The sequence below is a fragment of the Desulfobaccales bacterium genome (assembly GCA_041648175.1).
Taxonomy (GTDB): Bacteria; Desulfobacterota; Desulfobaccia; order Desulfobaccales; family 0-14-0-80-60-11; genus 0-14-0-80-60-11.
Map to the genome: position 1 here is coordinate 45,083 of JBAZPO010000003.1, position 24,504 is coordinate 69,586.

24 protein-coding genes are annotated in these 24,504 nt (G+C 52.0%); 14 read left to right on the top strand and 10 right to left on the bottom strand.

Features of this window, described 5'->3' with window-relative positions; translation table 11 throughout:
- Positions 1–332 precede the first annotated feature (332 nt).
- Positions 333–707, top strand: coding sequence for an HIT family protein (locus tag WC600_03765; protein MFA4901842.1), 375 nt, complete (start codon positions 333–335; stop codon positions 705–707).
- A gap of 224 nt (positions 708–931) precedes the next feature.
- On the opposite strand, the gene WC600_03770 is transcribed toward WC600_03765, so the two are convergent.
- The 7 genes from WC600_03770 to WC600_03800 form a co-directional block, all read right to left on the bottom strand.
- Positions 932–1,723 carry a hypothetical protein gene (locus WC600_03770; protein ID MFA4901843.1) on the bottom strand — a complete coding sequence of 264 codons (792 nt, stop codon included), beginning with the start codon at positions 1,721–1,723 and terminating at the stop codon, positions 932–934.
- Complete coding sequence (locus tag WC600_03775; protein ID MFA4901844.1) at positions 1,671–2,522, bottom strand: hypothetical protein; 852 nt, start codon at positions 2,520–2,522, stop codon at positions 1,671–1,673. Before WC600_03775 ends, WC600_03770 begins: the two co-directional genes overlap by 53 nt.
- Positions 2,523–2,655: 133 nt before the next feature.
- On the bottom strand, positions 2,656–4,014 hold the full coding sequence (locus WC600_03780) for a hypothetical protein (protein ID MFA4901845.1): 1,359 nt from the start codon (positions 4,012–4,014) through the stop codon (positions 2,656–2,658).
- Entirely contained in the window at positions 3,972–4,442 is a 471-nt protein-coding gene (locus WC600_03785; GenBank protein ID MFA4901846.1) for a hypothetical protein, read from the bottom strand. Before WC600_03785 ends, WC600_03780 begins: the two co-directional genes overlap by 43 nt.
- On the bottom strand, positions 4,342–4,917 hold the full coding sequence (locus WC600_03790) for a hypothetical protein (protein MFA4901847.1): 576 nt from the start codon (positions 4,915–4,917) through the stop codon (positions 4,342–4,344). The genes WC600_03785 and WC600_03790 overlap by 101 nt, the downstream gene beginning before the upstream one ends.
- 15 nt (positions 4,918–4,932) lie before the next feature.
- The gene (locus WC600_03795; protein MFA4901848.1) at positions 4,933–5,412 is read right to left on the bottom strand and encodes a hypothetical protein; all 480 of its coding nucleotides are present in this window, start codon (positions 5,410–5,412) and stop codon (positions 4,933–4,935) included.
- A 16-nt stretch (positions 5,413–5,428) separates the two neighbouring features.
- Positions 5,429–5,668, bottom strand: a complete 240-nt coding sequence (locus tag WC600_03800) for a hypothetical protein (protein ID MFA4901849.1) — start codon at positions 5,666–5,668, stop codon at positions 5,429–5,431.
- A gap of 800 nt (positions 5,669–6,468) precedes the next feature.
- Here WC600_03800 and WC600_03805 point away from each other — a divergent pair.
- The 6 genes from WC600_03805 (at position 6,469) to WC600_03830 (ending at position 14,818) form a co-directional block, all read left to right on the top strand.
- Entirely contained in the window at positions 6,469–10,935 is a 4,467-nt protein-coding gene (locus WC600_03805) for a PAS domain S-box protein (protein ID MFA4901850.1), read from the top strand.
- Positions 10,932–11,564 carry a response regulator transcription factor gene (locus tag WC600_03810; protein MFA4901851.1) on the top strand — a complete coding sequence of 211 codons (633 nt, stop codon included), beginning with the start codon at positions 10,932–10,934 and terminating at the stop codon, positions 11,562–11,564. The genes WC600_03805 and WC600_03810 overlap by 4 nt, the downstream gene beginning before the upstream one ends.
- Positions 11,565–11,771: 207 nt before the next feature.
- The gene (locus WC600_03815) at positions 11,772–12,068 is read left to right on the top strand and encodes a hypothetical protein (GenBank protein MFA4901852.1); all 297 of its coding nucleotides are present in this window, start codon (positions 11,772–11,774) and stop codon (positions 12,066–12,068) included.
- Between the two features lie 355 nt (positions 12,069–12,423).
- Entirely contained in the window at positions 12,424–12,978 is a 555-nt protein-coding gene (locus tag WC600_03820; protein ID MFA4901853.1) for a GNAT family N-acetyltransferase, read from the top strand.
- 24 nt (positions 12,979–13,002) lie between these two features.
- A complete protein-coding gene (locus WC600_03825) occupies positions 13,003–14,193 on the top strand; it encodes an acetyl-CoA C-acetyltransferase (GenBank protein MFA4901854.1) in 1,191 nt (396 codons plus the stop codon).
- A 46-nt stretch (positions 14,194–14,239) separates the two neighbouring features.
- Entirely contained in the window at positions 14,240–14,818 is a 579-nt protein-coding gene (locus WC600_03830) for a GNAT family N-acetyltransferase (GenBank protein ID MFA4901855.1), read from the top strand.
- 75 nt (positions 14,819–14,893) lie between these two features.
- Here the strand turns inward: WC600_03830 and WC600_03835 are convergent, their stop codons facing one another.
- Positions 14,894–15,373, bottom strand: a complete 480-nt coding sequence (locus WC600_03835; protein MFA4901856.1) for a polyhydroxyalkanoate synthesis regulator DNA-binding domain-containing protein — start codon at positions 15,371–15,373, stop codon at positions 14,894–14,896.
- 237 nt (positions 15,374–15,610) lie between these two features.
- Here WC600_03835 and WC600_03840 point away from each other — a divergent pair, with 237 nt between their 5' ends.
- From WC600_03840 to WC600_03860, 5 genes are all read left to right on the top strand, one after another.
- Positions 15,611–15,868 carry a hypothetical protein gene (locus tag WC600_03840; protein ID MFA4901857.1) on the top strand — a complete coding sequence of 86 codons (258 nt, stop codon included), beginning with the start codon at positions 15,611–15,613 and terminating at the stop codon, positions 15,866–15,868.
- Between the two features lie 43 nt (positions 15,869–15,911).
- Entirely contained in the window at positions 15,912–16,205 is a 294-nt protein-coding gene (locus WC600_03845) for a hypothetical protein (protein ID MFA4901858.1), read from the top strand.
- Between the two features lie 119 nt (positions 16,206–16,324).
- A complete protein-coding gene (locus WC600_03850) occupies positions 16,325–18,070 on the top strand; it encodes a hypothetical protein (protein MFA4901859.1) in 1,746 nt (581 codons plus the stop codon).
- Positions 18,071–18,556 carry a hypothetical protein gene (locus tag WC600_03855; GenBank protein MFA4901860.1) on the top strand — a complete coding sequence of 162 codons (486 nt, stop codon included), beginning with the start codon at positions 18,071–18,073 and terminating at the stop codon, positions 18,554–18,556.
- Positions 18,557–18,626: 70 nt separating this feature from the next.
- The gene (locus WC600_03860; GenBank protein ID MFA4901861.1) at positions 18,627–19,421 is read left to right on the top strand and encodes an SDR family NAD(P)-dependent oxidoreductase; all 795 of its coding nucleotides are present in this window, start codon (positions 18,627–18,629) and stop codon (positions 19,419–19,421) included.
- Between the two features lie 427 nt (positions 19,422–19,848).
- On the opposite strand, the gene WC600_03865 is transcribed toward WC600_03860, so the two are convergent.
- Together WC600_03865 and WC600_03870 are read right to left on the bottom strand one after the other, a co-directional pair.
- Positions 19,849–20,400, bottom strand: coding sequence for a site-specific integrase (locus tag WC600_03865; protein ID MFA4901862.1), 552 nt, complete (start codon positions 20,398–20,400; stop codon positions 19,849–19,851).
- A gap of 402 nt (positions 20,401–20,802) precedes the next feature.
- Complete coding sequence (locus tag WC600_03870; GenBank protein ID MFA4901863.1) at positions 20,803–21,579, bottom strand: L,D-transpeptidase; 777 nt, start codon at positions 21,577–21,579, stop codon at positions 20,803–20,805.
- An 896-nt stretch (positions 21,580–22,475) separates the two neighbouring features.
- Between WC600_03870 and WC600_03875 the strand changes: the two genes are divergently transcribed.
- Both WC600_03875 and WC600_03880 read left to right on the top strand, forming a co-directional pair.
- Positions 22,476–23,348, top strand: a complete 873-nt coding sequence (locus WC600_03875; GenBank protein MFA4901864.1) for a S8 family serine peptidase — start codon at positions 22,476–22,478, stop codon at positions 23,346–23,348.
- A 19-nt stretch (positions 23,349–23,367) separates the two neighbouring features.
- Entirely contained in the window at positions 23,368–24,348 is a 981-nt protein-coding gene (locus WC600_03880) for a hypothetical protein (GenBank protein ID MFA4901865.1), read from the top strand.
- The last annotated feature ends 156 nt before the right edge of the window (positions 24,349–24,504 follow it).

Below are 24,504 nucleotides of genomic sequence, written 5' to 3' on the forward strand. Positions count from 1 at the left end.
GGGTGATCGCGAGCATGGCACAGGACGATCTGGCGCGCAGGATCAAGAGTTTCCCAGCGGGAAAGAGGGTGAGAAACTCACTTTATATCCACCTGGAATGCATAGCGGGTCTGGCAAATCATCGCTGGATAAATCGACTGTTGAATAAAGCAAGTCTTGCTTCCTATGCCTTTCGAGAAATTCGAGCGACGCCACTATTTACGTTATGCGCGGGATTTGGCATTTATCGAAATGAAACCTGCACTCTGGAAGCAACTTACTGCCTCGGATCGTGAGGAACTTCGCCATTCATGTGAAAGAGGAATCGAGACGTACTATGCGCGCCTTAACCCCTGAAGAATGCCCTTTTTTTTTGTAACCACGAGGACCGTGAATGCGTGCTCGAGTCCAACCTATCTTACGCCATCCGTGATGCGTACCCTGTCAATGTCGGCCACCTTCTCATCATTCCAAGACGCCATGTCACTGATTTCTTTGACTTACAGCCAAATGAGATAGAGGATCTCATGAGTCTTTTGTGGGAGGCAAAAGAAAGACTTGCAAAGGATTATCGCCCAGATGGCTTTAACGTCGGAGTCAACGTAGACACTGCAGCCGGGCAGACGATTCCCCACGTCCACATTCACCTAATCCCGCGTTATCTTGGCGACGTCGAAGATCCGACCGGGGGTGTTCGTGGTGTGATCCCTTGGAAAGCGAAATACTGAGACATTATTACCACATTTCATCAGAATTTAAGCAAGAAACCCTGCCCAGCGAGTCCACGGCAAGTCCTGATGCTCAAACTTGAAGGATCGCCCCAACGCCAAGGCCTGGTGTGGGGCATTGGGGTCATCGGGTTTGGTCAAATAAAAGGGGGCCATTTAAAGGTAGGTAAGGTAGCCCAGCCATTCGTTTTAGTCCCCTCATATACCTAAATGTGTATCTTTAATCATTGCTCCCTGATCCAATCCAGGATGTCATTGACCAGCCCAAACGGAATGTCGTCCCACGAGTCGAACTCACCTTCCCACTCCCGGAAGAAGGCCTTTTCCTGGATCCCTTTCTTCTTGATTTGGGCCTTGATGAAGCCCACTTGCTTTGAGGTGGCAAACCGGTTGGCCTGGTTGTTATTTTTGGGTTTTGGCGGCTGCTTCTGCCCTACAGGCTCTTCCGGTGAAACATCACTTCCCAGTTCAGGCAAATCTTCCAGGTCTTGGGTAAATATATCCGAGGCCCCCACCCCGATCAGGACGGCCGCGACCAGGGCTCGCTTTTCCGACATTTTCTCGAGGGTATTTTTGATGTCGTAGGGGTTGAGGCTCCGGTACTTGGCTTCAAAATTGTTGCACGACCCGTTGACCGCCTTAGCCCAGACTTCTCCGGTCGGAATATGGACGAGGGTGCACTGGGTGTCGTATTCGAAGTACCCCTTGGTCAGCCCTTCAACCTTCTCTCGCTTATCGTAGTCCCACTTCTCCCACTTGATGGTATGGTTATAGTCCTGGCTGGAGGTGGTGACAAACTCCGGCGCCAGCCGGAACCCCTGGCAGAGGATTTCGGCACCGGGCTTCCAAAGAGACGGCTTCCGGCAGCCGGGAATGGTCCCATAGTGGACGTTTTCCCGCATGACTTTCTCTTTGATTTCGAGGATCTTTTTGGTCCGGGCGACGAGGTCTTCAGCCGCGAGTTCAAGTCGAACGGACGGCTCGGGTACCTTTTTTAGGGGAACGGGGTTGGCCATTTTTCTTCCCTCCTTCCTTGATTCGCTGAGCCCATCGGGCCGCGAGAAGTTCTTTCTTGAGTTCCATGAAGCAAATATCGGAAACGCTGCAGTAGCCATCACACGACCAGTTCCGCTGGTACGGTGGCATGGTTTCCGAGTCCAGGGCCATTTTGAGGGGTACCAGGTTCTCTTCCAGCACTCTCCGAACGGTCATTTCTGATTTTCTGGTTGATTCCTCCGGCCAAATGTCGACCGGACAAATCAGGGTTTCCTCCATTGAAAAGTACACCACCTCCATTTCGGCAATATCATGGGGGATCAGCCACCGATAAAGGTTGAGCTGAGTCCGGTGGTTTTCATAAGCCGCGATGACCCCATCTTTGTTGAGGTAAGACGGGACCGTCTTGGTGGTTTTGTAGTCTTTGAGGACTTTCTGGCTCGGGATAATCAGATCGGGATGGCCAATGATGTCAATCCCGTCCCAGGCCTTGGAGAATCGCTTCTCCTTGACCGCGTCCGTATGGAGGTTGGCCTCCTCGAGAATTTTGTGGGCGATTTGCCCCCGAAAGGCCCAGTAGAGCTGGCTCGGGGCAACGTATGTTTCATAAAACCGGCTGATGAAGACCCCCCGGTGGCACCCGGTAATCATGGTCACCGATATATCGGTTCCTCGCCGTTCATTCAGGATCATGCCGGCAATGGTCGCTTCATCAAAAGGGCAATCTAGCCTCCGGTTGAGCCTCGTCCGGGCGCACTTGAGACAGGCCTCAAAAGAGAGCCGCTCCCCGGTTTTCTCGCAAATGAATCCAACTACCATGGTTACATTCCTCCTCTCCAAGCCAGCCAGGCCCCACGTAGGCGAACGTCTCCCAGAAGTCCCACATGGGACCCGGCCAGGTTTGGGTTAAATGCGAAATTAACGGCGCCTGAAACTAAGGGCTCGGAGGCACTCACCCTTCGGGGTCATCACTCCAGGTGAGGACGACGACTTCGGTCGCGGCCAACTCCCAGTTCTGCTCGCGGTTCGGTTGGACTTTGATGTAGACGAAGGTTTCGAGCTGAGCCTGGAGCGGTTCCAAGTAGCGGCTGGCCAAGATGCCATGACCATCACTCAGAATGATGGCCGCCCGGGTGCCCTCTTTGAGAAGGTGCTGCGCGACGGCGTCGAACCGGGTCCCCCCGGTGGTATGCAGGAAGGGGTCTTCTGGGTCCGCTTCAACGACGCTGGTCGAAAACTGAAAGACCCTACCTCTGACAGCCCGGAGGGCGTCATAAATGTACGGAATATAGCCGTAGTAATGGCCCATCGACCCGCTGACGTCAATATAGAGGTAGATGTGGGGGCGTTCGACTCCCCACCGCCTTTGCCAGACCGCCGGGATGACTCCACCGGCGAGACTGAAGAGGTCCTTCCGGGTGATGGCCGGGGGTACCGGGATAGAGTAGCCTTCGAGGGTCTTTTCAGTCGCCCGGTCGGCCAGTACTCCTTGAATCACCCCTTCTATTCCTTCAAGCGCCCCCGGTTCAAAGAGCCGGACCCGGTGGCGAAATTCACTGAGGTCCGAGGTTTCCAGAATCAAGTTAAAGACTGGATCTCCAGGCTTCAGGTCTGGAATGGGAATTCGCCTTGTGCCCGAGTCGACTTCCGAAGGCTCCGACCCAACTATCTCCAGGGTAGAGCTGCCCTGAACCATCGGGGCATAAGTTTTGATTACCTCGGCCAACCCGGGGAAACTCGCATCATCTGCAACTCCTTCCCCCGCGTCAACAGACACAGCCTTGCCGCTTAACGAGCTTTCCGGCTCAGGTAAGGCTGCACTAACAGGGGATGGCTCTTCCTTGTCAGGCTCTGAGCCGTCATCATGTCGTTCCTCTTTGGTCAGCGCTTCACCAGTGCCCTGAGGGTCGTCCTCCGGGCCAGCTTGGTCTTTGGCAACCCGCTCCGGTACGTCGTCAGCGGCTTCTTTCCGGGTGGCTGGTGGAGATTCTGGTGCGGTTTGGTTAGCACTCCCACCCGCGGCGCGGGCTGCCGCCATTCCTGCCCTGGAGGCCTCCTCGTCCTGCTTCCCCAGGAACCATTGGCAAACCAAGACCATCCACCGCCGGTAGCCGGAAAAGCCAGACGGCGCCCCCACAACTTCGCCCAAGGTCTGAAGCAGAACCGGGTTCCACTGGTAGAGGGCGGCGTGAGCCTGTTTGAGGTAGTTGCGGCTCCCGTTGCCTCCGATGCTAAAGAGGGTCCAGTCGATGTGGCTGTGCTTTGCCGTTAAGAGGAGTTCCCCCGGATGGTGGTAAAACCGTTCGGGCAAGGTCGACGCCGCCGGCCGATGGCGTTGACGTAAGCATCCTCAGCGAAGTTGAAGAGCTCCGGAGGGTAGTCAGCGCCTGGCAGAACGTCGGGGTAAAGCCGCCTCAGGATCAAGTGATTGCGCTCATGGATCAGAATGAACAGCAAGTCCTCCGGGCCGGTGATGTGGTCCAGGAAGAACCGGACCCCAATCGTCAGGTCTCCCTTGTACAGATCGACTGGCGCAGTCGGTAGGGCCTCATCGAAGGTGATTTCATGGATGTATTTGAGGATTTTCGGGACCCGCTCCGATCCCTGGCAGCAGTCCGACCAGTAGCTGAAAATTTCATCACTTGCCAGGGTGTGAATCAGCAGGGTTGCTGCCCGGTTTAGGTGCTTTTCCCTTAGGGCTGACTTGATCTTTTCGATTCGGCTTTTGAGCAGGTGCATTATCGGCTCCTTTCATTAAGTCTTTTCCAGCCATGACCCGCTGGATTATGGCTTTGAGCACCCCCAAGCCTTCGAGGGTTTTGACTTTTGGATTAATGACCACCGCCTCAAGGGCATAGCCTTTGAACAGCCGCTTGATGGCCATCACTCCGTCTTTCGCATAGGCTTCCCACCCGATTCGGGTCTGTCCCTTCCCTTCGGCCAAAACATAGGGGAGGTCGGCTTTGACAATCACCAGGACCTTGTCCTTCTTGTTGGCGAGAATGACCGTGCAGGCGTCATCGCCGAAGCATTCTTTGGCCTCCTCGACCGTGTACGGGTCTTCATCCCACCCGATGGGAGTATTTTTCTTGTCAATGTGGTACTTTTTCGCATAGGTGTTGACGGTGTCGAACAAGTACAGTTCTCCGTCCTGGAGGGTTTCCCACCCTTGAGTCAAGGCCGGGCTCTGATAGACTTTCTCTGCATTCGGCATGGTGCTCTCCTTTCTTTAGATGGATGTCAAGATTTGGTCGACCCGCTCGGGTAGCCGGGCCACCGGAACATCCTCGGTTAACAGGGTTTGGGTCGTGAGTTGCATGGCAAGTTGCTGGATTAGTTTGTCTCCGAGTTCCCGCTCAATCACCTCCTTTCGGGTCAAGTCTTTGATTTTAGCCAGCACCCGGGTCAACGTCTTGAGGTCTTCTTCCTGGCCGACCCTTTTGCTCATGGCCGTCACCCAGGCAACTTCGACTGCCGCGAGTTCTTCAAGGTCCCGGGCGATCATGACCGGGTCACCCAGGGTATAGCCGCCAACAACCGTCCGAATGACCCCGTGCACCATTTCCTTGTTGACTTTCGACCGGACGATCCCCTGAATCTCGGGGATGACGGCTTCGATGTAGGCGGTGTTCGCATCCGGGTCGGAAAACTGGGGGTTATTGGTGATCGTGCTCAGGGCCAATCCCGCCAGCAGCAGCCGCACCATCATCGTCAGCTGCCGGGGGTTAAAGACGATTCTGCGGATTGAGGAAACCGACCAGGTCGTCGAAGTTGAGAGTCGGGACTTCATAGTGCCGAAACTGGCTGGTCGGGCCCAAAATTGCTTGAGCAATAGTTTTCGACCCCTCGGTCTTGTTGGTGCCAATGTCCCCAATCAGCAATACCGGCAGGTCAGCCACAATGGCCGCGAGCACTAACGGCTCAACAACGTCCCACCCATAAATCCCGAGTTCGTCGAATAACATTGACCAGTTCCTTTCTCCTTTAATATTTGGCCTGTCCTTAAAAGCAGTGAAGGAGGCCGGTTGGCCCCCCTTTGCTTTAGAAGTGATAGCAGTAACAGCGTTTGTTGTTACACTTTGTTGTTTATTATTATAGCACAATCCAGTGTTATTGTCAATAACGCATTATTGTTGAGCCTGTATTGTTCAGGTGTGCTGACTAATGCATGCTTAAATGAAGTAAAGACCCACTACTGGTATTGGAAATGCGCACATAGCATTATTGATACCACACGTTTGATTCTTTTTCGGGAGGTTTTACAAGGTGAGGAAGGGCGGAAGGATAAATCTTTATGGGTTGGGCTGCGGTGGCTGGATAATCTGGAAAAGAGGTTTCGATATGAATTTCAAACCTTTAAAATACGAGAAGGGCGTATAGTGGCAAGCAATCTGCTATTCCTCTAGTTGGCCACTGGTCGCAAGGCCTATCTGGGTTTCACAATAGCTGTAATTAATGCTGCACCCTGGATAGATGGCCTGAAATCCCTTAACTTTAGAGAAAAATTGATTTTTTAAAAATCTTATGGTATCAATATTCCTATAGAAAACTGTAGGTGACCTTCGTCTGCTGCAACTCTAATTGACAACCGAAGTTTTCGGAAACCCTCCTCTCTCTTGAACAATATTACCGGACAAAGTCGAATCCGTAGCAAAAAACAGTAACGGAGCAGCTTTTACCTGATCCCTGAAATTTTTGCCCCCAAAAGGAAATCCTTTCTGCCCACGATTTTCTTTCATTATCATCATCAAGGAAAACCCAAGCAATGAAGCCCAGTAAATCACTTCGCCGATTAGCAGGCTCGGCGCCCGGAGATCACCAAGAGAAAAGACCCGAGATTGACGAAGCCCCTATCCAGAAGGAAGATGCAGGGGACGTCAAGGAGTCCCAGCAAGTCGGGGGACCCCAGCGGGAAAGCGAGTCTCGCTACCGTGCTATGGTAGAGGCCTTTGATGGGTTGATCTACATCTGTTCCCCGGATTACCGGGTTGAGTTCATGAACCCGCGTTTAATCGAGCGCACCGGTTATGATGGCACCGGAGAATATTGTTACAAGGTTCTGCATGAACGGGACTCCATCTGTCTTTGGTGCGTCAACGAACGGGTATTTCGAGGGGAAACGGTGCGCTGGGAATTGCAAAGCCCCAAAGACAACCGCTGGTATTACATGGTGAACACCCCCATTTACCACAGCGACGGCCGCGTCTCCAAGCAGGCCATGATCCAGGACATTACCGAGTTTAAACAGACCGAGGAGGCCTTGAGACAGGCCCACAACGAACTGGAGCGCCGGGTGGATGAGCGGACTGCTCATTTAAAGCAGGCCAACGAGCAATTGCTGAGGGAAATTGAAGAGCGCCAGCAGATCGAAGACCGCCTCAGGGAAAGCGAGGCGCGTTTTCTGGCCTTCATGCAGCATCTGCCCGGTGGCGCGGTAATCCGTGACCTTCAGGGCCGCTATCTGTTCGCCAATAAAGCCTGGGAAAATGCCTTCGTTGCTGGAAAAGAAGACTGGCAGGGTAAGACCTTGCAAGACATCTGGCCGGTAGATACGGCCCGGCACATACTGGAACTGGACCAGCAGGCCGTTGAAACCGGGCAACCCGTGGAATCCCTGGTAAATTTGGAACAAGAGGATGGGACCCATGCCTGGCTGATCAACTACTTTCCTATCCTGGCTAAGGATGGCCAGCCCGTCCTGGTAGGATCAGCCGGCCTAGACGTCACCAGGCTCAGGCAGGCTGAGGCAGCCCTGGAAGCGGAGCGTCAACGCCTCTTTGCCCTTCTCGATGAGCTTCCCGCTTATGTCTATCTCCACGGGCCGGATCATACCGTCCGGTTTGCCAACCGCGTTTTTCGGGAACATTTCGGCGAGCCCAACGGCAGACTATGTTACGAAATTCTCCGGGGTCGTTCTCAGCCCTGTGGAAATTGTTCGACAAAGCGGGTTTTAACCGCCCAATCTCCGCAAGAGTCCCAATGGACCAGTCAATCCGGCCGTATTTACCAGATCTATAGCTATCCTTTTACCGATGTTGACGGCTCTTTGCTGGTCCTGAAAGTAGGCCTCGACATCACGGAGCGCCTGAAGGCGGAAAAGGCCCTCTATCAAGAAAAAGAAAAATACCGCCTTCTGGTGGAAAAATCGCCCCTGGGAATCGCAATTGTCGGACCAAAAGGCGAGATGCTGTACCTCAATCCGCGGTTCATGGAGATATTCGGTTACACCCGGGAAGATAATCCTACCGTCCAGGACTGGATTGCCCGCTCTTACCCCGATCCGCACTATCGGCAGGAGGTGATCTCCGCCTGGAACAGGGACTCGCGGGAATCCAGGCCAGGCGAGGCCAAGTCCCGAACTTTTACGGTGGGTTGCAAAGACGGCACGGAAAAAGTCATAAACTTCAAGATGGTAACTCTGGAAAACCGATCCCGGATGGTGCTTTGCGAAGACGTCACCGAGTGCCACCGGACTCAAGAGGCATTGATCGAAAGCGAAAGGCGGTTTGGGCAGTTGGTGGAGCATGCCGCCGACGAGCTTGTTCTGCATGACAATGGCAGGATCATCGAGGTCAATCAGCAAACTTGTGATGATTTGGGATATTCCCGTGAAGAACTATTGAAAATGACCGTGTTTGATTTGGAAGTGGGCATAAGTCCTCAAGACTTGCAAAAAATATGGGAGCAAAAGACCGAATCTCCGTTTACCGTCCGAGGTGTCCATCGACGGAAAGACGGCTCCACTTTTCCGGTAGAGGTCCGAGTTGCTCGATTTATGTATGGCGGACGCCGTCTCTTACTTGCTTTGGCACGAGACATCACCGAACGTCTGCAGGCTGAAGAGGCGCTCAGGCAATCGCAAATAAAATATCGCAGACTGGTGGTGGCCGCACCTTTCGGTATTTCTATTATTGGCAGAAACGGCAGATATAAATATCTCAATCCCAGATTTGAAAAAATGTTCGGGTACACCTTAGAGGATATCCCTACCGGGCGGGAATGGTTCCCCAAAGCTTTTCCGGACGCCTCCTACCGGGAAATGGTAGTTTCCGATTGGAAAGAAGAACTTAAAAAACCTCATCTGGGAGAAGTCAATCCGAGGTCTTTTCGGGTCACATGTAAAGATGGCACCACTAAGGTGATAAATTTCAGGGCGGTAGCCCTGGTAACAGGTGATTGGTTGATGTTTTATGAGGACATCTCTAAACGGGTGCAGGCCGAGGAAGCCCTCATAAAGAGCGAAGAGCAGTACCGGCTGCTGGTCAATCAAATTCCGGCCGTGGTTTTTAAAGGATATGTCGATGGCAGGGTGGAATTCTTCGACCGTAAAATCGAGTCTCTGAGCGGCTATAAAAAAGAGGATTTCGACACCGCTCAGCTATTGTGGACAGACCTGGTACTCCACGAGGATCTCACGGTGTTCAAAGAGACCCTGCTTAAAGCCCTTAGGGGTAATGGCTCGTATGTTCGGGAGTACCGCATCCGGAAACAAGACGGCAGGAATCTGTGGATTCAAGGGCGAGGACAGATATTCTGCAACGCCGCCGGCCAGATTGACTATATCAGCGGGGTCCTCTTTGACATTTCTGAACGGAAGCGGGTCGAGAAGGCTTTAAAAGAAAGCGAGGCCCTTTATCGCTTGCTGGCTGAGAACATTTCCGATGTCCTCTGGACCACCGACATGAACCTGAACCTCACCTATGTCAGCCCTTCTACCAAGCTTTTAACAGGGTTTTCTCCGAAAGAAGTCATATTGAGGGGGCTGGAGGCGATTTTGACACCAGTCTCCCTGGAACAGGCCCGACGCGTCTTTGCCGAAGAGATGCTGTCTGAACTCCAAGAACCAAAAGATCTTAGCCGGTCCAGGATACTTGAACTGGAACTGATCCAAAAGGACGGCTCCATCGTCTGGATCGAGGTGAAAACCTCCTTTTTGCGGGACGAGCAAGGACGGCCGGTGGGCGTCCTGGGAGTTGCCCGGGACATCAGCAAACGCAAGAAGGTGGAGCTGGCACTCAGGCGGCGGGAGGCCATTCTGGAAGCAGTGAGCATCGCTGCGGAGAAATTCTTGCAAACCGAATCCTGGGAGAAAGACATCCAGAATATTTTGGGGCGCCTGGGCCAATCGGCAGACGCAAGCCGGGTCTATATCTTTGAAAATCATCTCAATGGCACAGGAGATATATTAACCAGCCAACGATATGAATGGGCCGCGCCGGAAATCAATCCCCAGATAAACAACCCCGGATTACAAAATATTTCCTGGCGGCATGCGGGCTTTAGCCGCTGGGAGGAGCAGCTCTCTAAGGGCCAGATGATCGTGGGCCGCATCCGGGAATTTCCGCCCTCGGAGCAGGAATTGTTGGGGTCTCAAAAAATCAAATCTATCGTAGCGGTGCCAATTTTTGTGGGTCAACAATGGTGGGGTATGATTGGCTTCAACGAGTGTCTCAACGAGCGGGAATGGTCACCTGCGGAGCTGGAAGCCCTCAAAACCGCAGCCAGCACTCTGGGGGCCGCCATCCTCCGCGAGCGGGCGGAGCAATCCTTAAGAAAATCGGAGCAAAAACTTCGCTCCCTTGCCGCGCAGCTTCTCACCGCCCAGGAAAACGAACGGAAGCGTCTTGCGGCTGAGCTGCACGATGAGCTGGGACATGCCCTGCTGACTTTAAAGCTCTCGATAAGATCACTGGAGAAACAGTTATCGCCGGAGCACACTTCCTTCTCCCAGGATTTTAGGAAGATTGACCATTTTATCGTCGAGACCATTAAAGAAGTGCGACGGCTTTATCATGATTTAAGCCCAGGCGACCTTGAAGACCTGGGTCTGACTGCCGCTTTGCGGGACATGATCGAAGATGTGGCGGCGCTGCAAGAAGAGGTAAAGTGGTCAGTCAGGCTGGACAACCTCGACGGCTTATTCCCATTGCCGGTCCAGACGGCCATCTACCGGGTAGTACAGGAAGCCATGACGAATATCGGCAAACATGCCAGGCCAAAGAACGTATCCATCGTAGCCCAAAGGGAGAGCCAAAGGATTGTTATAACCATCGAGGATGACGGCCAAGGTTTTGAAGCGGCCAAAGTTTTGGACGCTAAAAAGAGCTTGGGATTGCTGACTATGGAAGAGCGACTCAAGATCCTGGGCGGAACCTTCAGCCTCTGGAGTCAAAAGAAACGGGGTACCAGAATATCATTTACTGTGCCGTTGCCTGAGGGAGGATTAGGGTGAGAAATTTCGAGATCGTGCTGGCTGACGACCACGCCATATTCCGCAAGGGCATACGGAAAATCATCGAAGGAATAGACGGCGTGGCTGTATGCGGCGAAGCCAATGATGGCCTGGAACTCTTGGAGCTTTTAAAAACGGCACGCCCTGATCTGATCATCCTGGATATTTCCATGCCCAATCTCCGAGGACTGGAGGCTACCGAGGAAATTAAGAGGCTGTATCCTGAGATCAAAATATTGCTTTTGACCATGCACAAGAAAAAAAGCTTCGTGCAGCTGGGCCTAAAAGCCGGGGCTGATGGTTTTCTGCTCAAGGAAGATGCGGATTCTGAGCTTTACCGCGCCATAGAAAGTCTTAAACAGGGGGATAAGTACTTGTCCCCCCTCCTTTCCACTATCATGTTTGACCTTTCTCTTACGCGGCCAGAAACTGAAGCCCTTACCAGACGTGAAAGAGAAATCTTGAAACTCTTGGCCGAGGGCAAGAAATCCCAGGAGATCGCCAATATCCTGTTCGTCAGCATTCACACCGTGCGCGCTCACCGGTACAATCTCATGAAAAAGCTGAAGTTCAAAAGTCTTGCCGATCTGGTCAGATATGCCATCTCTCATGAATTCACCCCTGAGTAATTCATTTTATACTGATTAGTTTCATAATCTAGTCATTTTGATTAGATGAAATTAGTCATACGGCCTTAGAGACATTCCTCCTGCATTTTTCTATAGTGACGTAGTACCTATTGTTCAAATCAGCATGGGTCTTGGCCGCCTCCTAAGTGTAAAACCTCGATTCAGAAGACATGCCCGGCCTGCTCTTAATAGCGGGCGGGGGAAGGTTTGCCCATCAGAGTCCATGAAAACAGCCATGAGAATGGGTTTATTGGCAATGAGGGGATAACAGTGGCAAAGATCTATGAGATAAGTGAGATCAGAGCAAGGCAGATAAAATTGGCAAAATTACAAGAAATTTTCGGAAAACTATTTCATCGTGTTGCAATTCCTCTCATTGATTTACCGGGAGAAAACCTGGATTATATTCTTCCTTCGTTGCTTATGAAACACATTGATGAGCTTAACCTTGGCGAATTGGATGATTTACTCAATGGCCACAAGAAGTTTTTCATTATAAGATGATGCAATTTATGTTTGAGCCTCACCAAAGATCATGTCTGTCAGGGCTCGCAAGAGCGCCCCTCGGTTAACCTCATTCTGATATTCAAATTATACCGAGTAGTTTGGACCCAATGAAAGATATCGATCTGATATCTTCCAGTAAATTATGAAATAAACATACTGAAATTTAGCCTTACTTTAGCGAAAACCAAATGTTATTGGATTAAAAGTCGAAAGATCAATTTTGCATCAAAGAACTAGATAGCTTCAAGACCCTTATCGGCTGGAAAGGATCTAAATCTGACCTTGGGGCTAAGATGGTAAGAATGCTACAAATCCTCTTCATTAAAGAAGCATAATGTAAAAGGAGAAAGCAATGCTTGAAGAATATCCCAAGAAGATCACCCTTCCCGAGGGTCTCAGCCTGACCTTAAGACCCATGACCCGCGATGACCAGTACGCCCTTTACAATTTTTTTATCGGTCTGGCTGGAGAAGACCGGCGGTTTCTCCGGAACGTGGTGACCGACCGAAAGCTGATAGAGAAATGGGCCCGCAATCTCAATTATGATCAGGTTTTGCCCATTTTGGCGGAATATGAGGGGCGCATCGTGGCCAATGCCACCCTGCACTACCAGACCTTCGGTTGGGGGCGTCATGTAGCCGAGATCCGGGTCACCGTGGCTCCCGAGTTTCAAGGCCGGAGGCTGGGTGCAGCGCTCATAGAGGAGCTCACCGCCTTAGCTTCCCAGAGTAAGGTGAAGAAACTTCTGGCCAGAATGGTGACCAGCCGGCAAGGCGTGATTACGGCCTTTAAAAAGGCCGGTTTTAGCCAGCTAACGGTATTAAAAAACTATGTCAAGGATCTCCAAAGCCAGCAGTATGCTGATATTGCCCTTCTGGTCAAGGAGTTACAACCAGCCACTCATTAAGGAGCATACGGAGGGAGGAGCCAAATGCAAGAAGTAGTGATTGCCAGCGCCGCAAGGACCGCCATCGGGGTCTTCGGGGGCACCTTGCGGGACGTACCGGCAGTGGAACTGGGTGGCATCGTCATTAAGGAAGTTTTACGTCGGGCTAAGATTCACCAGGATAAAGTGGACCTGGTTATCATGGGCAATGTCCTGCAAGCCGGTGAGGGCCAGAATCCCTCCCGGCAAGCAGCAATGCTGGCGGATATTTCTCAGTACACGCCTGCCCTTACCATCAATGCCGTGTGCGGTTCGGGGATGGAGGCAGTGATCGCCGCCACCCAAAAAATCCAGGTGGGGGCTGCGGAAATTGTGGTAGCTGGAGGCATGGAATGTATGAGCAATGCCCCCTTTGTGATGCCACAGGCAAGGTGGGGGGCCCGCATGGGTCATATGCAGGTTTTAGACACCATGATTCATGATGGGCTCTGGTGTTCCTTTGGGGACACGCATATGGGCATCACGGCGGAGAATATTGCGGAACGTTTCCATCTCGGCCGGGAAGAGCAAGACGCCTATGCCGCTCTGAGCCAGCAGAAGGCCGAGGCAGCCATCAAGAGCGGCCGGTTCAAGGATGAGATCGTGCCCGTGGAAATTCCTCAGAAAAAGGGCGACCCCGTTATCTTTGACACCGATGAATTTCCCCGTTTCGGTAGTACGGCGGAAAAGTTAGGCAAACTAAAGCCGGCCTTCGTCAAACAGGGCACCATCACCGCGGGGAACTCCTCCGGCATTAATGACGGGGCGGCGGCTCTCCTGATCATGACCGCGGAAAACGCCCTGAAGATGGGTATACGCCCTCTGGCCAAGATCGACGCCTATAGCTGCGAAGGTTGCGAACCTGAGCTCATGGGCACCGGTCCGATCTACGCCGTGCGCCGTGCTATCGACAAGGTGAGCAAGGTGGGAAAAAAGATTGAACTGGTTGAACTGAATGAAGCATTTGCCGCCCAATCTCTGGCTTGCCTCAAGGAACTCCAACTGGACCCCGAAATCGTCAATGTCAACGGGGGCGCCATCGCCCTGGGTCACCCCATCGGCAGCAGCGGCGCCAGAATCCTGGTGACCCTCTTGTACGAGATGCAGAAACGTAATGTCGAGGTTGGCCTGGCCAGCCTATGCGTGGGAGGCGGCATGGGTTACGCAATGATCGTGGAACGAGGCTGGTATTATTAAAGGGGTTGAACGGCTGCCCCGCTGGATTAATGATCGGGAGATAATTATGGACACCCTGTCGGAGATACTCATCAAATCCTATCCTCAAAGCATCTCCTTAGACGACGGCACGCCCGTTACCTTAAGGCCCCTTTTGAAGGCGGATGAGGCCGCCCTGGTGGAATACTTCCGTAGCCTGCCGCCCGAGGACCGCCTTTGTCTCAAGGATGACGTGACCGACCCCAAGGTTATCGAGAATTGGATTTATGAATTGAACTATGACAACCTGCTCCCCCTTATTGCCCTGCATAACGGCGACGTCGTGGGGGACGCCACTTTGCACTTCAGCCCCATCGGTTGGACCAGGCACCTGGGAGAGGTACGTCTGACCACGTCGACCCAGTATCGGGTGCGCGGCCTGGGAACCATTTTAATCCAGAACCTCGTCGATATCGCCACCCGGTTGGGTTTGGAGCAGTTGAGCGCGGAGATCCCCCCGGTCCTGGACAAGGCCTTTTACCTGTTTGAAAAGATGGGGTTCAAGGACGTGGCCCACCTGGCGGGTTTCGTGAAAGACTTGCAAGGCGACGAGTCCGACTTAGTTTTAATGGTTAAGAACTTAAACACGAAAAAGGAGAGTGCCTAGAAAAGGCGGCAGAGGTTTGAGCCTTGGCGGCAGGAACCGCATGCTGGGCAGTGCCAGGGGAAGAGAGGGCGGGAGCTAACGCTCCTCTTCTCCTTCATCTCTCTCCTTTTTCCCTAGCTTCCCTGGAAAGAATTGCATCCAGGACTGAAACGGAGCCAGGTTGCTCATGGTTTTCTGGGTCAAGTCGGAGACGCCCTGGCCCATCTCCAGCCAACTTTGGAACTGGGCATCCATGGCGCTTTTGTAGGCCAGATAGTTCTTAAGGGTCTGTTCCAGATAATTTTCAAAGAATTCGCTTAAGACGCTATCTCCATAGCGAATAAGGAGATAAAGGAGGGAAACGGGGAGCAGCAGGGTTTTCTTTTTGGCTTCCTCCAAAACAATCTGGGTAAGGATAAAGGCCGTGACGTCCTCCCCGGTTTTGTCGTCGCTGATCTCTATCTCCCGGCCTTGTTTCACCAGTTCGGCCACCTGGCTCAAGCTCACAAAGGCACGCTTTTCCGTATCGTACAGGCGTCGGTTGGCGTATTTTTTCAGCACTACTTTTTCAGGCATGCATTTCTCCTTGAAGAAACAGTATAGAGCAATTTTTGCAAAACGCAAAAATAATATTTCTTTAAAGGGGAGAAAAGCAAGCTACAAATATATAACCTTTCATTATAGTTAGATAAATTATAAACCACCCTTTAAATAGATATTATTTTGCAATGCAAAATAATATCTTGACAGGCACCTTGCCGACGTATATCTTAGAAGAAAATTCAGGCTGACGCAGCCGCAAGGAGAAAATAAATGATGGATCCCAAAAAGCTGGGCCAACAGATGATGGATTTTTACAAAACCACCTTTGACAATTCCTTCAACGCCCTAATGATGCTCCAAGAGCAGACGGAACGCGTGACCGGCCTGTATTGGGGCCAGATGGTCAATCTCCCCCAAGAGGCTAAAAAGGAGCTGAACGAGTGGACCAAATTCTACAACAAGAATTGCGAAGATTTCAAGAAAGTGGTGGACGACGGTTTTAAAAACCTGGAATCTTTTTCCGCTTAGTACCGGAAAAATTAGGCTGACAAAGCCGCGAGGAGAGAACCCAATGATGGATCCCAAAAAGATGGGCAAACAGATGATCGACTTTTACAAAACCTCCTTTGACAATTCCTTCAGCGCCATGATGATGCTCCAGGAACAGATGGAACGCATGACCAACATGTACTGGGGCCAGATGGTCAATCTCCCCGACGAGGCCAAAAAGGGCTTGGCGGAGTGGACCAAATCCTACAAGAAAAATTGCGAAGATTTTAAGAAAATGATGGATGAAAGCTTCAAAAAGTTGGAGTCTTTTGTCGCGGAAACGGAAAAATCCGAAAAGATGGCCAAAAGTGCCTAAGGGATCGGCGGGGTGCCGGTCCCGGACATCCCGCCGGACTGGGGAACCATGCACTGCGGTCAATTTTTCAGGGCGGCCCGAAAGCCGGACCTGATTACCGGCAATATCAGGAGATAAGTATGTCTGAGTCTACAGTTACGACCCAAAGCTTATGCGAGGGAACCACGGGCCTTTCAGAATTGACCCTGGAAACCCCAGCCAAGATCATCTCGGCCAGCATTGATCAGGCCCGGATGATGCAGACCTACTGGGTCGGGATGTTCCGGTATATTCTGGACTTTATGGAGCCGTCGCTTTCAGCCATGGAAAGCTTCCGCGCCGTGGAGCAAGACAAGTTTAAGGAAAAATCCCCCGAGGAAAATCTCGGGGACTACACGGCCTTATGGGAATTCAACCTGCGGTTGGCAGAAAAAGGCTTCGCTCACGGGATGAAAGCCATCAACGACTACCACGCCCACCAGTTAGACCAGGTTTACCGGGCCTGGCTCAACACCTTTGATCACCATAAAGGGGAAGACATCGCGGCGTTCATGGCCAGACAAGCCCGGTTGATGTATTTGGTGGTCCACGAATATCCCCAGGCCATCCGCAACATCGAGCCGGAATACGGGTTTCACTTTGATAACGGCAACTACATCAAGACCGCAGAAACCGAGCGCTTCAGTCTCTACCAGGTGCTTCCCTGGGACAAATCGGTAAAAGTCCGGAAAAAAGGCAAACCCATCGTGATCATCCCCCCTTACGTGCTGGGGGCCAATATCCTTGCCTTTCTGCCCGGAGAAGGCAAGAGTTTTGTGCACTGCTTCGCCAACCAGGGTATTCCCACCTATATCCGCATCGTTAAGGATATCTACGCCAACCCGGCGGTGCAGGAGATGTCCGGCGAGGATGACTGCCGGGATACCAAATTATTCCTGGAGAAGGTGAAGGCGGCCCATGCTCGTCCCGTCACCCTGTGCGGTTACTGCCAGGGAGGGTTCACCGTGGCAGTGAACTACCTGTCGGGCGAACTGGACGGGCTGGTGGACGCGCTCATCACCAGTGTCGCCCCTTTAGACGGCACCCGCAGCCAAAGCTTGTCGGATTTTCTGGCCCAGATCCCCAAACGTTTTGAGGATATGAGCTTTGCCATCAAGACCTTACCCAACGGCAACCAGGTAGTGAACGGCAAGCTTATGAGCTGGGTCTACAAGCTCAAGAGCCTGGAAAAAGACAATCCCATTATCACTTTCTACCGGGACCTGAAGTTGTTCGAACGCAACATGAAAATCAACAAGACCGCGGCGGCCATTAACTATTGGCTGTTATACGATCAGACCGACCTGCCTCTTAACATCTGCAAGATGAGCTTTGACTCCTATACCATTCCGGTGGCCAAGGACGGGACGCTGCCGGTCACCCTCTTCGGGCGCCCCCTGAACTTCAAGCGCATTAAAGAGCAGGGCATCAAGTGGCTTATTTGCGTTGCAGAAAAGGACGACCTGGTGGAAAAAGAATCTGCCCTGGCTCCCCTGGATTGGGTAGAAGCGGAGGTCACCGTCTTCCCCAAGGGCCACGTGGCCATTGCCACCAGCTGGTCGCTGCCTACCACCGAGTGTTCCCTGGATCGGTGCTTCCTGGATTATCGCGGCCCGGTGCGCTTCCAACTGGATTTGGAGGCCGAGACTGAGCAGACTCTGCCTGTGGCGGCTCCAAAGGCTGAAGTGGCCAAGATTCAGCCTCCTGCGGTTGTAAAGCCAGCGCCGGTCAAGACCCAATCTACCGAAGGTCAGAAACCGAAAGAGGTCAAGACTCAACCCGCCGCCCCCATAAAAGAGGGGCAGGATAAGGGTCAGCCTGGAGATATTCCGAAGCGGGAGGGCTAAATGAATCGCCACTTTTTGGAATTCTGGGGGAAGGCCCTGCTGCAGGCGGCCAAGAGCCAAAAACAGCTGGAAGACCTGGCAAAATGGATGCCGCGAGGCTTCCTGGGCTTTCAAGAATTTACCCCCCTTTTTAAAACCTCTTACGGCTTGAATGAAGTGGCAGAGGACAATCCAGATTATCTTGCCCTGTGGAAAAAAGCCGAAGTGGATTTCCGGGAGTCGTTCAAAGATTATCTCAACCTCTTGGGGGGGGTGCCTCGGGAAGAATATGCCGCCTTAGCCCGGAAATATGAAGAACTCCAAGCAGAGGTCACTGAACAGGCAGAAATCATCAAACATTTGCGGATGCTGGCGGATGAGAAAGGCATGGGACTAGAGGCCACCACTATGGAATTCCAGAGGCTCATCAAAAAGCAGGGAGAGCAGTTCCAACAATTCTTTCAGGGGTTGGGCGAGTCCGTGAACCCCGACGGCAATCCAACCTAGACATTCTTATTCCTGGACCTATAACGAGAATCTTATAGGGCCATAACTCTGACCGGAGAAAGGATTTAACATGTTGGAAATTAAGGACGCGGTGGCAGTGATTACCGGAGCGGCCGGAGGCATCGGTGAAGAGTTGGCGAAATACTGGGTTCGGCAAGGTGGCAAATTAGTGCTGGCGGATGTCAGCTCCGAGGGTTTGAACCGTGTGGAGGCTGAGATTAAGAAGCTGGGCGGTCAAGTGGCCACCATGGTCTGTGACACCACCAAAGAGGAAGATTGCGGCAAACTGGCAGACATGGCCATCGCAGCCTTCGGCGCCATCAACCTGGTGGCGCCCTGCGCCGGCATCATCCGGGACGGTCTGCTCCTGGCTCCTGATCGGGAAACCGGCAAGGTCACCAAAAAAATGTCCCTGGGGAACTTCCAGGCCGTTGTGGACATCAACCTGACCGGAGTATTTATCACGGTCCGTGAATGCGCCGAGCGCATGATCAACCACGGCTGTCATGGGTTGATCTGCCTGTTTTCCTCCACCAGTTCCCTGGGCACCGCCGGGCAGATAAGTTATTCTTCCACCAAAGCCGCCATGAGCGTGATGCCCAAAGTGATTACCGCGGAGTTTTTCCGCCGCGGCCTGGCGGACAAGCTCCGCTGCGTGGCCATCGCCCCAGGCTATGTGGGTACTCCCATGGTGCGCGGCATGGACCAGAAAGCCCTGGGAAAAATCCTGGAGCAGGTGCCCATCGGCCGTCTTGTCGAGCCGGCGGAGGTGGCCTCATTGATTGGGGAACTCTACCGTAACGAAGCCATCGCAGGGGAAACCTTCTTTATCCACGGTGGGCTGCGACTGGGATCGAAAGGATAGGGCCTTCAAATCGGAAGATTAATACCAAGTTGCGCTCATACAGGTAATTTTGTTTTTGTAGGGGCGGACCTATGTCCCTCATGGTGGCCGCACATGCAGGTACGATCCTACAAAACCGAAGCTATTTTTACTTCTATGGACGCAACTTGGTATAAGCACTATCTCAGAATAATTGGCCCCTTTGGTGAAGCCACCGGGGTCTTTTTTTCTTAAGCCCAAGAGCGTTCATCCGCTAGACCTCCGAATCCGGACTTTATTATGCCATATGGGTTCCTTTGAGAACATAAACGAGTGACCCGGATGGAAGATATCTGCTATTTTTGAAAACCTCTTCAGCGAGCATAGCGCTTTCCCATATCCTGAACATATAGACCGCTTTTAAAGTCGGGCGAGATCTATATTGATTGACCCCGCCCTTAATTAGGTTTTAGCCGTATAAATTCTCGATCCACCTTACCGCTTCAACATCGCTGACCTTCCCGAGATATCTTTGGGTAGTGGAGAGATTGGCGTGCCGCAGGATGACCTTACTGACTATCTCCACCGGGACACCGGACCGTGACGCATATGTGGCGGCATGGCGCCTCAGGTCATGCGGCCTCAAGTGGACACCGACCAGAGCACCGGCTCTTCGGACCATTACTCTGGCGGCAGTATAGGAGATCGGGAAAATTCTTTGTTCGCCCTCCATCCCCCTGGCTCTGATGTAATCTTTTAACCGGTCGGCCAGCTTTTTCGGGATGAAAACTGCTTCTGAAACCTTTCCGCTTTTGGGATTTCTGATCGTAAGTTTTTGATCATCGACATCGGCGGCTCGTAGCTTCAAAACCTCACCTACCCGCATACCACCCCGAGCCATGAGTTCCAACATCAGACGGTTTCTCATTTTAGTGGTCCGAAAGATAATCTCGTCAATGGTCTCTTTCTCATGGATTTGCCAGTGTCCCAGTTTCACCGCCCGGAATAGCTTCCTCAGCATGGGAGCGTCACAGGGGTTTGGGAGTTGGGAATCCAGGTTGTTGCGGATGAAGTTGAAAAAGGCTTTGAGGTAGGAATAGCGGGTGTGCTTGGTTAATTGCTTACAGCCGTCATTGAGGTCTACCAGAAATGATAGAACTTCTTCAGGTAAGATTGACTCCGGGTCTCGGTCAGGAAATTGGTCACGAAACTTCGATAACAGGGACTCATACGAACGGCTCGTATTTTTTTTGGGAGTTCAACCGATGGTACTCTAGATAAAGATCAATCGCCTTGGCCACTTTCATGGTCCACCTCCTGGGTTGGGTTCTTCAGCGCGATGGTGCTGATATCAGGAATATATCAAAACCCTTATAGATTTCTGATAAGGTTTTGGCCTGGCAAGTGAGCAACTGCAACGGACTCAATCTATAATTTTCCCGGGAATTCCCGGCTTGGCCCACTGATAAAAAAGAAAACGGGCATGAAGGGGGAAAACCCGAATACAACCATGGGATGCTGGATATCCAGGAACTATTCCTTCATGAATAAAATAATCACCGCCAATATTTAGCGCATGATCCATGGGCGCCTGTTCATACTTACTGGAGAGATGAACTTCATCCATATAATTTACTTTGAATTTTTTTAAAGGCGTAGAATTCCTGGTTCCGGAAGAAATCGGATAACAGTCTTTCAAATTTCCCCATTCGTAAAGGCCGAGATATTGCTGGCGGCGATCTATCAGAATGTACTTTCCATGCTTGGCCGCCTCGGACAAAAATTCCGGCAGAATTTTCGGCTCTATAGAAAAGTCGAGTGGCACGAATATTTTGTTCTTATCGGTGCTGATGTTACCGGGTCCATTGACGATCAACAGGTAATGGGTTCCATTAATGAGAGCAATCTTCTCCTGAGCATGAATAGACTTTTTCTTTAATGAAGGTAAGGAATAGACAAATGTCCTTATGCTTTCACCACTCTCCAGCATAACCTCTACACATGGCACCCCATAAACAATATCTATCTGTCCTGTCGTCATCCTTCCCTGTTCAGCCAATTCATCATAAATAGGATTATTTTGCTCCTTGGCTCCAGTCGCAGCGGATCGTCCCGGTGAATAATAGTCTCCGGTGGCACAGCCGGATAGGGAAGCTCCAAGGATAAACACTAAGGCAACTGTCATAATTTTTCGGGCCATTTAGTTTTCCTTCTCCTTCTTGGACCAATTTCGTTTTAGAAATACCTTTAATTTTAAATACCCTGAAGGCCCTAAAAATAATAAACAAGATCGAGGCTGTCGAACCAAACTATTAGGATGAAATAACAAGGGAGGGAAGTCTATAAGCAGAATAACCAATTTCATATGAATATTTTGACTATATGAAAATCATGGAGTCTATATTGGCGCTATTTATTTGTTTGCAGGGAGGATGGTGGGTGGGCTCCTGGGCTGAAGATGGCTGCTATTCTCAGGAACTTATCGCGGTTTCGAAAACTTTCACTCGCCAAATCATAGCTTCATTTTTTCCTGATCCACCGATAAGTCTCCCGGATGGCAAGTGAGTTGCTATTTTCCAGAAGTGAATTGCTATTTTCAAAATTGAGTCAAAAAAGGCAGGGCCGCGGCTGACCCTGCCTCAAATGATTCATAACGGAGGAGCAATTAACTCTTCCTTAACTTCCTCCAAATACCCAGGCCCAAGAGGCCAGAGCCCATAAGCCAGACGGTGGGGGGACTGGCATAATATTATCCTACCACCTGACCTTTGTCATTAATATCCCTTTGACTCTCGAAACTTCCACCCCACCTCTTCAAATGACCATGATAGAGAAGATCATATTCGCTACACTTTGGAATTTTTCGGATGTTTCGTGGGGGGCAGCTATTTTATATTGATTAAAAGAGCATCGAAGTATAATCTTATCTCCCCAATTGGGCCTGTTCATATAATTAGCTTCACCCCTTGATTAGTTTATTGCCTCATCTTACACTATTATGTAAAGTCCTCTGTCACGAGCTTCGCACATATCTGCCTTACACATTTCCGTCAGAGGTTTTGGGCAATCTGAGATCAAGGAGGATCAAAGATTTCCATGACTCCTTTCGACCTGGTTAATCTCCCCCCCTTAATAGCGCTGACTTCAGGTAGGCCTGAAGTTATGATCGGGTTGATCGACGGTCCGGTGGCGCTCGACCATCCGGATTTGCCCAGGGAAAATTTAAAAGAGGTTTCTGGGCCCCACCAAAGCAAGTGCGCCGAAAATGGCAGCGCTGCCTGCCTCCATGGTACCTATATCGCGGGCATTTTATGTGGCAAGCGGGATTCCATCGTTCCGGGCATCTGTCCCAATTGCACTGTCCTGGTGCGGCCCATCTTCGCCGAAGCAGCAGAAGGAATGGACCAGATGCCCAGCGCCACGCCGGAGGAACTGGCGGGGGCTATTCTGAATTGCATTGAATCAGGGGCCCGGGTGCTCAACTTGAGTGTGGCGTTGTCCCATCCTTCGGGGCGCGGCGAGCGCCGGTTAGAAGAAGTCCTGGATTATGCCGCCAAGAGGGGGGTGATAATCGTGGCGGCGGCAGGGAATCAGGGAACTCTCGGCAGTTCCGCAATTACCCGCCACCCCTGGGCTATACCGGTAATCGCTTATGATTCCCAAGGGAGGCCGCAAAGTTTTTCAAACCTGGGAAAATCGATAGGGACCAGGGGTTTGGGCGCGCCAGGGGATAACGTTACCAGCCTGGGCGTGGGGGGCCAACTCATGAGCTTGAGCGGCACCAGTGTCGCCGTACCTTTTGTGACCGGAGCCATTGGACTTTTATGGTCGGAATTTCCCGCTGCTTCAGCCGCCCAGGTGAAATTAGCCATCAGTCAGCCCCAAGGGCAACGGCGGCCAACTCTGGTGCCTCCCTTAATGAATGCCCGGGCGGCTTATGGGGTCTTGAAGCAGGCTTATCCTGGTTAACTCAAAGGAAGGAGAGATTATGAGTATGGATGATGATCTGGAAAAAGTGGCCGAAGCAGGAGGCCAGCTGGAAACTCCCATGGTTGGTTCGCCTTCTGAAAGCAGCTTGCGCCCGGCGCAGTCTCCGGTGGCTGGGGCGCCAGGGTCTGGCTGTGGCGCTTTCGCAGGAGGAGTGCCTCCGAGAGGTGCCATGGGAGATGTCCAAAGCACCCCCAGTGTGCCTATCCCACCCCCATTTGTTTATGCCTTGGGCCGCATCGAGCCCCGGTTTCCGCGCCTCTCTGTGGAAAAGGAATTTGCCCAGGCCACCGGCCGGGCCGGCACCGCTGGCCTAACGGATCGGGAGGCCCTTTATGCGATTTTATCCAAGCCCGAAAACCGCTACCTGTCTCGGCAACTATGCTGGGTTTTCACCATCGAGGGCCTGGAAACTTACATCCTCCATCCCACCTGTTTCGGCGATTTCAATTTGTTGGTGGAGGCAGTCCGTCCCGGTCCCCGCCCCACCGATGTGGATGTGGTCATCGGCATCCGGGGGCCCCTGGCGCCGCCGGAGCTGTGTAACGGCCTGATGGTTCCCATTGTGGTTTTCAACCAGATCTATTCCTTTGACGTCGATTCCCTAATTGCCACCATCCCTCGTCCGGAGAAAGGCAAGAAAGAAGAGAGATTTGAGGCCGCGGCCGAGGAACTGTTCTGGAGGATCATGCAGTTGGCCGACAATGCCGGGGCCACGGATGAGCACCGGGCCCTCAATTATCTGGTGGTGCGCTACCCCGCCATCTACGCCAAGGCGGCTGAAGAATTTGGAAAGGATTTTTCCTTGACCGCGGTGGAGGCGCGCCTTTCGCCTTTGAGCGGGACCCGCAAGGTGGTCGAGGTAATTTTTTCCTACACCAACCGCAACACCGATTTTACCGAGAAGTTCTTCGTGCGGGTGGATGTGACCGAAGAATGGCCGTTCCTGGTGACGAAAATGTCGCCATATTATGATCGTTGAAAGTCAATATCTTAAAGGAGGTACCTGAAATGAACCTGCCAGGATTCGCGGCAGAAGCCTCACTTTACCGGAGCAACGCGCATTACAGCTTAAGTTCTTGTCCCGGATACGTGAGCGGCAATCAAGTTTCTCCTCAATCGTGCGGCTTTTTTAAAA

What these genes read in the sequence shown, in the direction of transcription:
- WC600_03860 (MFA4901861.1), top strand. Translation starts at nt 18,627, where the DNA reads ATGTTGGAAATTAAGGACGCGGTGGCAGTGATTACCGGAGCGGCCGGA.
- WC600_03870 (MFA4901863.1), bottom strand. Translation starts at nt 21,579, where the DNA reads ATGGCCCGAAAAATTATGACAGTTGCCTTAGTGTTTATCCTTGGAGCT.
- WC600_03785 (MFA4901846.1), bottom strand. Translation starts at nt 4,442, where the DNA reads ATGCACCTGCTCAAAAGCCGAATCGAAAAGATCAAGTCAGCCCTAAGG.
- WC600_03845 (MFA4901858.1), top strand. Translation starts at nt 15,912, where the DNA reads ATGATGGATCCCAAAAAGATGGGCAAACAGATGATCGACTTTTACAAA.
- WC600_03805 (MFA4901850.1), top strand. Translation starts at nt 6,469, where the DNA reads ATGAAGCCCAGTAAATCACTTCGCCGATTAGCAGGCTCGGCGCCCGGA.
- WC600_03865 (MFA4901862.1), bottom strand. Translation starts at nt 20,400, where the DNA reads ATGCTGAGGAAGCTATTCCGGGCGGTGAAACTGGGACACTGGCAAATC.
- WC600_03770 (MFA4901843.1), bottom strand. Translation starts at nt 1,723, where the DNA reads ATGGCCAACCCCGTTCCCCTAAAAAAGGTACCCGAGCCGTCCGTTCGA.
- WC600_03775 (MFA4901844.1), bottom strand. Translation starts at nt 2,522, where the DNA reads ATGGTAGTTGGATTCATTTGCGAGAAAACCGGGGAGCGGCTCTCTTTT.
- WC600_03880 (MFA4901865.1), top strand. Translation starts at nt 23,368, where the DNA reads ATGAGTATGGATGATGATCTGGAAAAAGTGGCCGAAGCAGGAGGCCAG.
- WC600_03795 (MFA4901848.1), bottom strand. Translation starts at nt 5,412, where the DNA reads ATGATGGTGCGGCTGCTGCTGGCGGGATTGGCCCTGAGCACGATCACC.
- WC600_03840 (MFA4901857.1), top strand. Translation starts at nt 15,611, where the DNA reads ATGATGGATCCCAAAAAGCTGGGCCAACAGATGATGGATTTTTACAAA.
- WC600_03790 (MFA4901847.1), bottom strand. Translation starts at nt 4,917, where the DNA reads ATGCCGAATGCAGAGAAAGTCTATCAGAGCCCGGCCTTGACTCAAGGG.
- WC600_03830 (MFA4901855.1), top strand. Translation starts at nt 14,240, where the DNA reads ATGGACACCCTGTCGGAGATACTCATCAAATCCTATCCTCAAAGCATC.
- WC600_03835 (MFA4901856.1), bottom strand. Translation starts at nt 15,373, where the DNA reads ATGCCTGAAAAAGTAGTGCTGAAAAAATACGCCAACCGACGCCTGTAC.
- WC600_03875 (MFA4901864.1), top strand. Translation starts at nt 22,476, where the DNA reads ATGACTCCTTTCGACCTGGTTAATCTCCCCCCCTTAATAGCGCTGACT.
- WC600_03855 (MFA4901860.1), top strand. Translation starts at nt 18,071, where the DNA reads ATGAATCGCCACTTTTTGGAATTCTGGGGGAAGGCCCTGCTGCAGGCG.
- WC600_03825 (MFA4901854.1), top strand. Translation starts at nt 13,003, where the DNA reads ATGCAAGAAGTAGTGATTGCCAGCGCCGCAAGGACCGCCATCGGGGTC.
- WC600_03850 (MFA4901859.1), top strand. Translation starts at nt 16,325, where the DNA reads ATGTCTGAGTCTACAGTTACGACCCAAAGCTTATGCGAGGGAACCACG.
- WC600_03800 (MFA4901849.1), bottom strand. Translation starts at nt 5,668, where the DNA reads ATGTTATTCGACGAACTCGGGATTTATGGGTGGGACGTTGTTGAGCCG.
- WC600_03820 (MFA4901853.1), top strand. Translation starts at nt 12,424, where the DNA reads ATGCTTGAAGAATATCCCAAGAAGATCACCCTTCCCGAGGGTCTCAGC.